General features: G+C 60.9%; 9 protein-coding genes. All 9 read left to right on the top strand.

Going from position 1 to position 11,443, the window contains the following annotated elements; all coding sequences use genetic code 11:
* Positions 1–222: 222 nt before the first annotated feature.
* The 9 genes from ABHR63_RS04975 to ABHR63_RS04935 all read left to right on the top strand — a co-directional run bounded on the left by ABHR63_RS04975 (position 223) and on the right by ABHR63_RS04935 (position 11,228).
* Positions 223–447 (top strand): helix-turn-helix transcriptional regulator, encoded by a 225-nt coding sequence (locus ABHR63_RS04975; protein ID WP_309321154.1) that lies wholly within the window; start codon positions 223–225, stop codon positions 445–447.
* Between the two features lie 26 nt (positions 448–473).
* Entirely contained in the window at positions 474–1,691 is a 1,218-nt protein-coding gene (locus ABHR63_RS04970; RefSeq protein ID WP_346964973.1) for a tyrosine-type recombinase/integrase, read from the top strand.
* 721 nt (positions 1,692–2,412) lie between these two features.
* Positions 2,413–4,443, top strand: coding sequence for a bilirubin reductase, long form (bilR, locus tag ABHR63_RS04965; RefSeq protein ID WP_346964974.1), 2,031 nt, complete (start codon positions 2,413–2,415; stop codon positions 4,441–4,443).
* A 449-nt stretch (positions 4,444–4,892) separates the two neighbouring features.
* Positions 4,893–5,288 (top strand): helix-turn-helix domain-containing protein, encoded by a 396-nt coding sequence (locus ABHR63_RS04960; RefSeq protein ID WP_035136573.1) that lies wholly within the window; start codon positions 4,893–4,895, stop codon positions 5,286–5,288.
* 286 nt (positions 5,289–5,574) lie between these two features.
* Positions 5,575–8,457 carry a proton-conducting transporter transmembrane domain-containing protein gene (locus ABHR63_RS04955; protein WP_346964975.1) on the top strand — a complete coding sequence of 961 codons (2,883 nt, stop codon included), beginning with the start codon at positions 5,575–5,577 and terminating at the stop codon, positions 8,455–8,457.
* A gap of 12 nt (positions 8,458–8,469) precedes the next feature.
* The gene (locus ABHR63_RS04950) at positions 8,470–9,069 is read left to right on the top strand and encodes an NADH-quinone oxidoreductase subunit B family protein (protein ID WP_196025916.1); all 600 of its coding nucleotides are present in this window, start codon (positions 8,470–8,472) and stop codon (positions 9,067–9,069) included.
* Positions 9,069–9,785 carry an NADH-quinone oxidoreductase subunit C gene (locus ABHR63_RS04945; protein WP_346964976.1) on the top strand — a complete coding sequence of 239 codons (717 nt, stop codon included), beginning with the start codon at positions 9,069–9,071 and terminating at the stop codon, positions 9,783–9,785. The genes ABHR63_RS04950 and ABHR63_RS04945 overlap by 1 nt, the downstream gene beginning before the upstream one ends.
* Before the next feature lie 5 nt (positions 9,786–9,790).
* Positions 9,791–10,879 (top strand): hydrogenase large subunit, encoded by a 1,089-nt coding sequence (locus ABHR63_RS04940; RefSeq protein ID WP_346965892.1) that lies wholly within the window; start codon positions 9,791–9,793, stop codon positions 10,877–10,879.
* 7 nt (positions 10,880–10,886) lie between these two features.
* Positions 10,887–11,228 (top strand): 4Fe-4S dicluster domain-containing protein, encoded by a 342-nt coding sequence (locus tag ABHR63_RS04935; protein WP_055251494.1) that lies wholly within the window; start codon positions 10,887–10,889, stop codon positions 11,226–11,228.
* Positions 11,229–11,443: the final 215 nt, after the last annotated feature.

Below are 11,443 nucleotides of genomic sequence, written 5' to 3'. Positions count from 1 at the left end.
GGGAAACAGAGCCTCCCCACGCCATGTCCGATGCACCAAACCCCTGCTCGGGCTGGGCAAGGCCAAAAGACCGCTGCAGGTCGGCTCGCGGGACGCGCGAATTGGGTTTCGCCGATTCCCGCATGTCAGGAAGCGCGGATGTGCGTATCGCATCCGATGGGAGCGCCTTCTGGCCAGGATGCACGCCGCTATTGCGGCTGTGCCTGTTGCCAGGAGGCAGTCATGGCTACAAACGAAACCGATTCCATTTTTCTCATCGACTCAAAAGAGGCCGCATTCGTGCTGGGCATCAGCTCTCGCACGCTCGCGAACTGGCGCTGCAAGGGCCGAGGGCCTGCGTACATTCGCCTGGGCAAGAAGCGCTCCCCTGTGATGTATCGCGTGAGCGACGTGCAGGACTGGATTGTCGAACATCAGGTAAAGGCGAGCGGAGATGCTCGCCGATAGGCGACGCAAAGGAAGGGAGGTAAAACATGTCCCGCGTCGCCCTTGAGCTTGGAGAGACAAGCATTGACCGCGCAAAGATTACGCCGACGCCCGACGGTGGCTATCGCATGCAGTGGAGCATGCGCTTGCTGAACGGGCGTCTCATCAAGAAGACGACCAAGGGGAAGTGCACCAAAGGCGAGCTGCGCCGCCGCGCTCATGCCCAAGCTGAGGAAATTCTCGCAACAGGCGGGGGCAGCACTCCTTGGAAGGGCTCGTCGAGCATGCGCGACTATATCCGCAAAGAGGTAATCCCCGGAATCGAGCGCACCGATGATTCCATCTTGCGACCCCGAACACGGGACAAATACTGCCACGTGCTCAATCTCGCGGCGGAGGCGTTTGGGGGCTTTCGCATCGCGGACGCGGTTCGCCCGCGCAACCTCGAAGGCATCTTGGAGGGGATGGCAAGGCGCCACGGCACCTCTACCGCCAAGCATTGCCAAAAGACGGTGAGCAAATATGTTCTTGAACCTTTGGTGCGCGACGAGGTAATCGCTCACAACCCCCTCAAGAGCTTCAAGCCGCGCCTGCCTGAGTGCCGCATGACAAACAAGGCTCCGGGCGGACAGGCGCTCACGCCGGAGGAGCGCGGGCGCGTGCTCGAATACCTGCTTGCGATTGACCCCAATGATGTAAATCCGCCGAAAAGAGGGCACTATACCGTTGAGGATGTGCGCAATCTGCGCCGCGCTGTCGTTGAGATCACGCTGCTGCAGGCAGTGACGGGGCTTCGCATCAACGAGGCGAGACTTCTCAGCCGCGCGAACGTCGAGGACAAGGACGGCTTGCTTAGCGTCACCGTGACGGCCGAGGTGTCAAAGACCCATCGCGGGCGTACCATCCCCATCCTTGACGAGCGCGTTGCCGAGCGCATGAGGGCGCGGCTGGAAAGAGCGGGGGCCGAACCAGGCGCGCTGCTGTTCCCCGCCCCCGCGGCTCCTGGCAGCGCGTGGGACATCAACAACGCGCAGCATGCCATTAAGAAGCTCTATCACGAGTTGGCAGACGCCTTGGACATACCCCTTCTCGATAAGGTCTTGACCCATGTCTGGCGCGCGACCCTCAACACCGAGTGGATGCAGAAAGGCGTTCCCGATTTGATTCGCTCGGCGTATTTCGGGCACAGCCCCGAGGTGAATCGCAGCTACTATACGGATACGACCAACGTCTCCGTTTTGGTGGACATGCTCCGTACGACCTAGGGGTTCGAGGTAATCTGTATGGTAATATGTATGAGCGTGATTTTACGTGATTTTACGTGATACCGAGTGACACTGTTTTGGTCGAAAAATAGGGTTTGAGCTGGGATGATACAGCGTGTGACCTCGGGAAACTAAAATTTGAAAAGGGTGCCCGGAGGTCGTAGGTTCAAATCCTGCCCCCGCGACCAAGAACTTGCAGCTCGTCGGCCTAGCCGACGAGCTTTTTTGTTATTGCGGGTCAATGTTTTCGACCCAGCTCTCAACTTCCCAAACAAAATCTCAATCTGTAACATCTAGATCCGATTTGGGCGGCTAGGTGTTACAGATCGAGATATACCGGTGGGTTGGGTCGTGTTTGTCTAAATCTGTAACACGAGGGACGGATTTTGCCGAGTAACTGTTACAGATTTAGATTTTCTAGCAGGCGGGTTTGGTTTGTCTCGATCTGTAACAGATAGGGGCCAAAAGTGGGCCTAGCTGTTACAGATCTAGATTGTTGAGGATGGGCCGAGAGGAATGTCTCGATCTGTAACAGTAAGACCCGGTTTTGCCGCGTAACTGTTACAGATTGAGATAAACCGACGGGCCGCCCCGCCCATCCCCATCCACCTGCTGCCACCTGATATTCGCCGATTTCCGTTGCGCTGTTGTATTCCCATGCCATATCCTCTAGATAACTACGCGGCATCATCGCCGCCGCGCCTACAAGAGAGGAATGTCCATGACCACACCTGCATCCAAGCTGCTCCAGCCCATTACGGTTGGCCCCCTTGAGCTCAAGAACCGCATTATGTTTCCGCCGCTGACCACCGGCTACGAGGAGCGTGACGGTTCCATCGGCGAGCGCAGCCTGGCTTTTTACGAGCGCTTGGCCCGTGGCGGCGTGAGCTACATCGTCATCGGCGACGTCGCTCCCGTCATGACCGCAAGCCCCACGCCCAAGCTGGCAACCGACGCCCAGATCCCCACGTTTAAGGCGCTGGCCGATGCCGTCCACAAGCACGGCGCCAAGGTCGCGCTGCAGCTGTTCCACCCCGAGTACGATGTGCCCGGTGTCGGCCGCATGGTCATGGGCTCCATGGCTGCCGCCAAGGCCGCGCAGGAGGCCAAGGCCGCCGGCGACGAGGAGACCTTTGCCGCCAAGATGGCCGAGTCCAACGAGATCCGCAACCAGGCCTACGCCAAGCTGCACCACGACATGCAGCACTTTGTGAACGAGGCGAGCGTAGAGCAGCTCACCCAGATCAAGGAGGCCATCGCTGCCTCGGCCGCTCGCGCACAGCAGGCCGGGATCGACGCTATCGAGGTCCACGGCGACCGCCTGGTGGGTTCGCTGTGCTCGGCCATCCTCAACCAGCGCACCGACGAGTACGGTGGTTCGTTCGAGAACCGCGTTCGCTACGCGCTGGAGGTCGTCGCCGCCATTAAGGAGGCCGCGCCGCAGCTGATGGTGGAGTACAAGCTCCCCGTGATCATGGAGAACCCCGACGGCACGCCGCGCGGCAAGGGTGGCCTGCAGCCCGACGAGGCCTGCGAGTTTGCCAAGCTGCTCGAGGGCGCGGGCATCGATATGATTCAGGTCGCACAGGCCAACCACACCGGCAACATGGGCGACACCATTCCGCCCATGGGCGCCATGCCCTACAACTGGACGCTGCCCGTGGCCGAGCGCGTCAAGGCCCTGGTCTCCGTGCCGGTGGCAACCGTCGGCCGCGTTGTCTCGGTTGAGGCCGGCGAGAAGATTCTGGAAGACGGCGCGGCCGATATCATCGCCTATGGCCGCTCGCTCATGTGCGACCCCGACATTGCGCTGAAGGCCGCCACGGGTGAGCCCATCCGCGAGTGCCTCAACTGCAACAAGGGCTGCGTCGACGCGATTCAAAATCGCAAGTACATCTCGTGCGTGCTCAATGCCGAGAACGGCGACGAGGCGACCATCGCCATTAAGCCGGGCGAGGGCGACAAGAAGATCGCCGTGGTGGGCGGCGGCATCGCCGGCCTGGAGGCCGCACGCGTGGCGGCCAAGCGCGGCTACGACGTGACCATCTACGAGGCGAGCGATCACTTGGGCGGCCAGATTGTGCTGGCGGCTGCGCCTCCGCGCAAGGACGAGATCATGCGCTCGGTCGAGTACTACGAGAAGATTCTGCCTGGCCTGGGCGTGAAGGTCGAGCTCAACCACGTCGCTAGCCCCGCGGACCTCAACGCCGCCGATGCCGCGATTGTGGCTGTGGGCGCGCACGACGTGGTCATCCCCGTTCCGGGTGGCGACTCGGACAAGGTCGTCTCGAGCTGGGACGTGCTGGCCGGCAAGGTGGAGCTCAGCGGCCGCGTCGCCGTCATTGGCGGTGGCCTGGTGGGCACCGAGACCGCCGAGTATCTGCTGCAGCACGGCTGCGAGGTGGCGATCGTGGAGATGCTCGACAAGATTGCCGCGGGCGAGTCCGAGACCATTCTGCCGCTGATTATGAGCGACTTTGCCGAGCACAACGTGGAGCAGCACGTGAAGACCCGCCTGACCGCCATTACCGACGAGGGCGTGGAGGCTGTTCGCACCACCGAGGACGGCGCCGAGGAGCCGGTGAAGATCGCCTGCGATTACGTGGTGATGGCCGTGGGCTCCAAGGCCAACGCGTTTGACCTGGATGGCGTGACGGTGCCCGTGACCTGCGTGGGCGACTGCTCGGGTGAGCGCACCGCCGACATTGCGAGCGCCATTCGCACGGCGTATCACGCGGCCAACGAGCTGTAGTTGAACATCGCGGCCAGGCGGGGCGGTAGCACGGATCCGTCTCGCCCGGCTGTGCCCCGTCGGGTGTCAACCGGTGCGGGGCCTGCAAGCGCAGCAGGTCCCGCCCTTTTTGTTTTGCTCCGGTGGATGGCAATGCGCGGTAATCATGAGGAGTGAGGACGTCTACTGCCTTGCAGATCACTCAAAATTATTGGGGGAGGGGTTAATAACTATATCCTCTATATCAAAGGACATAAAGAGATGCCAATTTTGTTGACAAGCGAATGACGATTAGCTGCGAGTCAGCTACCAGCGTAAATAATCGATAAAGAAATGTCGTAATTTGGTGCCAAATGCCCAGATAACGCCGCGTCTATTTTAATTAACTGCTTTGAGCAAACAGTAAAATGCTACTATCTAACTTGCACGTAAGAAAGCAGATTAACGGTTAAGGCTAAGAAGTGGCAGGTATGTCGGAAGCAACTAGGACTCGCACGCATGCGCCCGAGGTTAGGCAGCGCGCCGTCGAGATCCTCCAAGAGGGGGTCGGTCATCGCGCCCTCGCCGCGGAGCTTGGCATTCCCCAGGCCACGGCTCGTCAGTGGGCCCGCGCGTATGCCGTGGGCGGTGCCGACGCCGTTCTCAATGCCGGTTCGCATCATCACACCTACTCGTACGACGTAAAGCTCGCTGTGGTTAAGGACCGTCTGGAAAACGGCTTGACGGTTCGCGAGGCCATGATCAAGCACAAGATTCCCAGCGAGTCTTCGGTCAAGGCTTGGTGCCGTCAGTACCGCGAGAGCGGTGAGGCCGCACTGGTCGATAAGCCGCGCGGTCGCAAGCCGCGCGTTAAAAAGGCGGAATAGCAAACGGGATGGTGCGCCCATAGGGGCGCATTTTTCTTGCCGCGCCAACTTTTTGGACCGACGCGAGCCTGTCGGGACATCCTCCAACGTGGCCAATAAACCGCGCGCAGTGGCCCGCGCGCCTGTCGCTGCGATAGGGGAGCGTCGCCCCACTGCTCCAATGCGGACAGGCTCCTTGCCCCGTACGCCTAAAACTCCCCAGTTGACCGAAAACCCGCTGCCGCTACTCATCAATTGAGCTATAACGTTAAACAATTGCAGCGTTTTTGCATGGGGGAGTGATGGTATGACGCTACTGTATTTCCTTACCCTGTTTCCGCTGGTACCGGCGCTGAGCATGCTGCTCGCGCGCGGTGACCGCGCCCGCGATGCGGTGGGGCTCATAGGTTCCGGCATTATTATGGCGGTGACAGTTGTAGTCGCCGTCATGTTTTTTGGCACGGGTCCGCAGAGCTTTGAGGTTGCCCCCGGTACCTCGCATGTGCTCTCGATCATCAGCTCCGTCATCGACGTCATCCTGTGCGCCGTCATCCTATACAACGCGTACAAATATAGGAACGCGCTCACCACGGTGCTCGGCATAGTCCAACTGGTGGGCTCGCTCGCCTTTGCAGCCATGACGCTGCCCGCGACCGAAGCCGTCACCGCAACCCCGCTCTACCTGGACTACATGAGTGTGATCATGGTGCTCGCCGTTGGCATTGTCGGCAGCCTTATCTGCGTGTATGCCCTGGGCTACATGAAGGACTTCCAGGCCCATGACGAGCACGAGGCCGCGCTGCGCGGGCAGACCGCGCCCGACCGTCGCCCGCAGTTCCTGGCGCTCATGTTCCTGTTCCTCTCGGCCATGTTCGTCATCGTGACGAGCGACAACCTTGAGTGGCTGTTCTGCGGCTGGGAAATCACCACCGTGTGCTCGTTCCTCATGATTGGCTACACGCGCACGCCCGAGGCCATCAAAAACGCCTTCACCCAGATCATCCTCAACATGCTGGGCGGCATCGCGTTTTTGGCGGGCCTTATGTTTCTGCACGTCAACGGCATGCCGCTGACCATCTCGGGCATGATCGAGCTTTCCGGCGCCGGTACCGCGCAGTCCGCACTGCTGGTGATGCCGGTCGTCCTGCTATCGCTCGCCGCCCTTACCAAGGCCGCACAGATGCCGTTCCACACTTGGCTGCTGGGCGCCATGGTTGCCCCCACGCCCACGAGCGCCCTGCTGCACTCGTCAACCATGGTCAAAGCCGGCGTGTTCCTGATGGTCAAGCTGAGCCCGCTCTATGCCATCTATCCCGTGACCGGCTTTATGGTCACGAGTGTGGGTGCCATCACGTTTTTGCTCGCTGCCCTCATGGCCATCTCGCAGAGCAACGCCAAGCGTGTGCTCGCGTACTCCACCATTTCCAACTTGGGCCTCATCAGTGCCTGCTTGGGTGTCGGCGCGCCCGAGGCCGTATGGGCGGCCATCTTCCTGATCCTGTTCCACACGGTGGCAAAGTCGTTGCTGTTCCTGTGCGTGGGCACGGCCGAGCATCATATCGGCAGCCGCAATATCGAGGACATGGACGGTATGTTCAGCCGCATGCCGCACTTGACGCGCCTGATGATGCTGGGCATCATGGGCATGTTTGTGGCGCCGTTTGGCATGCTCGTGTCCAAGTGGGGCGCCCTGGTGGCGTTTGCCCAGACCGGCAACGTGCTCATGATCATGGTTCTGGCCTTTGGCTCGGCCGCGACGTTTTACTTCTGGGGCAAGTGGCTTGCCAAGCTTTCGGGCGTCGACCCCACGGCTCAAAACGTTGAGGTCAATGTCCATAAGACCGAATGGATGGCGCTCAACACCATCGCCGCGTTGCTGATTCTGTGCTGCGTGGCGTTTCCGATTATCTCGAGCGGTCTGGTGTCGCCTTACTTGGCCATGGTGTTTGGCCGCGTGCCGTACGTTATCGGCAAGGACGCTATGTATCTGATGGTGGTTATCGTGGCGTTTATCGCCGTGGTGCTGCTGACTTCGTTCCGCGTGAGCAATAAGCCGCACGTCAACGTGTACCTTTCGGGCGTGGGAACCGACAAATATCGCCATTTCCGCGGCTCGATGGGACACGAGGTGAAGGCCGAAAAGCGCAATTGGTACTCGGAGGACGCCCTTGGTGAGAAGCGTATTGGTCCCGCGGGTAGCGTCGTGTGCTGCAGCATTATCTTGTTTGCGCTGCTGTGTTGCGCGTGGATTGGGCCCGAGCGGCTTGCCATGAGCGCGCCCTCGGTGCTGCGCGGCAAGTATTTTGAAGGCTCGGGCGTCGTGGGCATCTTTATAGGCACCGTGGCGTTTGCCTTGATTGCGCCGCTTGTGGGCGGCCTGATCGACGGTCTTGACCGTAAGCTTTCGGCCCGCATGCAGGGCCGCGTGGGCCCGCGCCTGTTGCAGCCCTTCTTCGACGTCGCCAAGCTGCTGCGCAAGGCCCCCGCCAGCGTAAATACCATGGACGATACCTACATGGCGTGCGCGCTCATCTTTACTGTCGTGGGTGGCGGCATCTTTGTGTCGGGCTCCAACACGCTGCTGTGCGCTTTTATGGTGACGCTTGCCGCGATCTTTGTGGTGTTGGCGTCCGCCTCGACGCAAAGCCCGTTTGCCCAGGTTGGCGCCGACCGCGAGCTGCTGCAGGTTATGAGTTACGAGCCCGCCGTTCTGCTGATGAGCGTGGGCCTGTATCTTGCCACCGATAGCTTCGATTCCATCGCCGTGACGGGGCAGTCGGCCCCCATCATCGTGTACAGCGCGCCCATTTTCCTCGCACTGCTCGCGGTGCTTACCATCAAGCTGCGCAAGTCGCCGTTTGACCTTTCGTACTCGCATCACGCGCATCAGGAGATTGTCCAGGGCGTCGCCACCGAGATGAGCGGTGGCACGCTGGCCAAGATGACCCTTATGCACTGGTGCGAGACCGTGCTGTTTTTGATGTGGGTGGGCATGTTCTTTGTTTGGGACAACCCGGTGAGCTGGGTGGTCGCCCTGGTCGTGATGGCTGCGACGTATTTTGTCGAGGTACTGATCGACAACACCTTCGCACGCAGCACCTGGCGCAGCTGCTTTAGGCTCGGATGGGGCGTGGCGCTGGTGTTTGGCCTGCTCAACCTTATGCCCATCCTCGTCGATGTGTTTATTTAGGAGGCGGCATCCATGGATCATAAAATGTCGCGCTCGCCGTGGGTTATTCATTACGACGGTTCGAGCTGCAACGGATGCGATATCGAGGTGTTGGCCTCACTTACCCCGCAGTTCGATGCGGAGCGGTTTGGCGTGGTCAACACCGGCAACCCCAAGCATGCGGATATCTTTTTGGTGACGGGGTCGGTCAATGCCCAGAACCTGCCCGTCGTGCGCCAGATCTACAACCAGATGCTCGAGCCCAAGTGCGTGGTGGCCTGCGGTATCTGCGCGTGTTCGGGCGGCGTGTTCCGCGATGCCTATAACGTGATCGGCGGCGTGGACCGCGCGATTCCCGTGGATGTGTACGCGCCCGGGTGCGCCATTCGCCCCGAGACCGTGATCGATGCCATCGTGGAGGCATGCGGCATCCTGGACCAGAAGGAGGCCGTGATGCGCGCTGGCGGCGATCCACTTACCGTGGGCGGTGCCGCTACTTGGGACGGTGGCGTTGAGTTGGGCGAGGACGGGTTTGTGGCTGCGGGGGCCGGGGCTGATGGTGCCGGTGACGGTGTCGAGGCCAACGTGTCCACCAGGTCCGCCGCGCCCGCCGCTGCAAAGGAGGCCGAGTAATGCAAAAGGCTATCTATACCACCGTCGGGATCGACGAGCTCCTGTCGCATGTCCAGGCGCTCAAGGGCGTCGGCGCGCGCTTTGTGCAAATGCACGCCGAGCGCAACGTCGACGACGGCACGTATCGCCTGGTCTATACGTTTATCAACGTTCGTGTTGCTCAGGAGCAGATTGCGCAGGACGGCAGCTATGCGATCGAGAACCTGGTGGTTGAGGGAATTAATCAGTACCAGGAGATTCCGTCCATCAGCTCGTACTATCCGGCAGTATTCCCGTTTGAAAACGAAGCGCACGACCTGTTTGGTCTTGCCATCACTGACATGCAGATTGACTTTAAGGGCTTTTTCTACCAGGTCTCGACTACCGAACCCATGAGCGTTATCACGCCCGAGGTGAAGGCCGCGCGCGAGAAAGCCATGAAGGTGCGTGCCGCTGCCGAGGCCAAGGCGCGCAAGGCCGCGGCCGAGAAGGCCGCCGCCGCTGCGGCTGCTGCAGGGGAGGGTGCTGCGAGCACAGGCGATGCCGCGGGCGCCTCTGCTCAGCCCGCTGCGGCTGCCGGCTCCGATGCTCAGCATGATGAGGTCGCTGCGAAGGCCGCGCTCAACGCTGCCGAGATGGAGGCAAAGCTCGCCGCCATGGATCCCGAGAAAGCGGCCAAGGTCCGCGCGGCGCTTGCCGCCAAGGCCGCCCGCGACAAGCAGAAAAAGGAGGCGTAAGGTCCATGGCACATCGCTCCGTTATTCCGTTTGGCCCGCAGCACCCGGTGCTGCCCGAGCCGCTTCATCTGGATCTGGTGATCGAGGACGACCGCGTCATCGAGGCAATTCCGCAGATCGGCTTTGTGCACCGCGGACTCGAGAAGCTCACCGAAAAGCGTGATATGCACCAGTTTGGCTACATCGCCGAGCGCATCTGCGGCATTTGCGCCGTGGGCCACAGCTGCGGCTATGCCAGCGCCTGCGAGCGCATGCTCGACATCGAGGTGCCCGGCCGCGTGCAGTATATCCGCACCATTTTGCACGAGCTTTCGCGCATTCACTCGCACCTGCTGTGGCTGGGCCTGCTCGCCGATGCCTTTGGCTTCGAGGCGCTGTTCTATCGGTCGTGGACCCTGCGCGAGCAGATTCTCAAGATCTTCGAGAGCACCTGCGGCGGCCGCGTGATCCTTTCGATTAACGAGATCGGCGGCCTTAAGCACGACATTGAGGACTCCGAGCTGGCCGGCATTGTCCAGACGCTTGACGCCATGCGCCCCGACTACGAGGCCCTGGTGCATACGTTTTTGGACGACGACAGCTGCGGCGAGCGCTTGCATGGCGTGGGCGTGATCAGCAAGAAGGATGCGCTGGAGCTTTCGATGGTCGGCCCGTTCGGTCGCGCCTCGGGCGTGGACTACGACGTGCGCATGTTTGGCGACGGTGCCTATGCGGACCTGGCTGCGTTTGAGCCCATCGTTGCCACCGATGGAGACTGCTATGCTCGCTGCCAGGTGCGTTGTGCCGAGGTCACGCAGGCCATGGACATCATTAAGGAGCTTGTGGACAAGATCCCACACGACGGTATCGGCGGGCGCACCAAGCTTACGCCGGCCGACGGCGCGCGCGGCGAGGTTGTGATTGAGCAGCCGCGCGGCGAGGCGTATTACTATGTGCGCGGCAACGGCACCAAGAATCTGGACCGTTTTCGCGTGCGCACGCCGACGTCGCAAAACCTGGCAGGTCTGACGCATGCGCTGCAGGGCGTACTCCTTGCCAACGTTCCCATGATTATCCTGACCATCGACCCCTGCATTAGCTGCACGGAAAGGTAGGCGCGGCATGAGTTTGCTGACATTTGCCAAGACGGCCTTGGGCTCTATGGTCAAGCAGCCGGTTACGGTGTGCTATCCGCAGGAGAAGCTCGCGGCGCCCGAGCGCTTGCGCGGGCATATCGTCAACGACATGGACGTGTGTATCTGCTGCGGCATGTGTGCGCGTCGCTGTCCGGCGGGCGCGCTCGCAGTCGATCGCAAGGGTGGAACGTGGTCGATCGACCCGTATGCCTGCGTGGTGTGCGGTGAGTGCATCGAGAGCTGCCCCAAGCACTGCCTGACTATGGACACCGCCCGCACCCCAGTCGCAGCGGACAAGACTCCCACAGTAGAAACCAAGCCGGAATAGCGCTGGAATAGGGCCGGTGGGGCAAAAATGCCCCATCGGCCCCGCGCTTAAACGCGCGGTTGGGCCGCCACGAACAAAGCTATGCCGGATTACGGGGCTGGATAGCGAATCTCCGACCATACAGAAAATCGCAAAAACAAAACCGACGCTCCTATAAGTTGTCAATAGGCAGTTTGCGGGAGCGCTCCCTTCAATTCGCACAGGAGCTCGTAATA

Source organism: Collinsella aerofaciens (assembly GCF_039752775.1).
In the GTDB taxonomy this organism is placed as follows: Bacteria; Actinomycetota; Coriobacteriia; order Coriobacteriales; family Coriobacteriaceae; genus Collinsella; species Collinsella aerofaciens_R.
The sequence above is the reverse complement of the archived record's forward strand: the minus strand, read 5'-3'. Positions and strand labels throughout refer to the sequence as shown.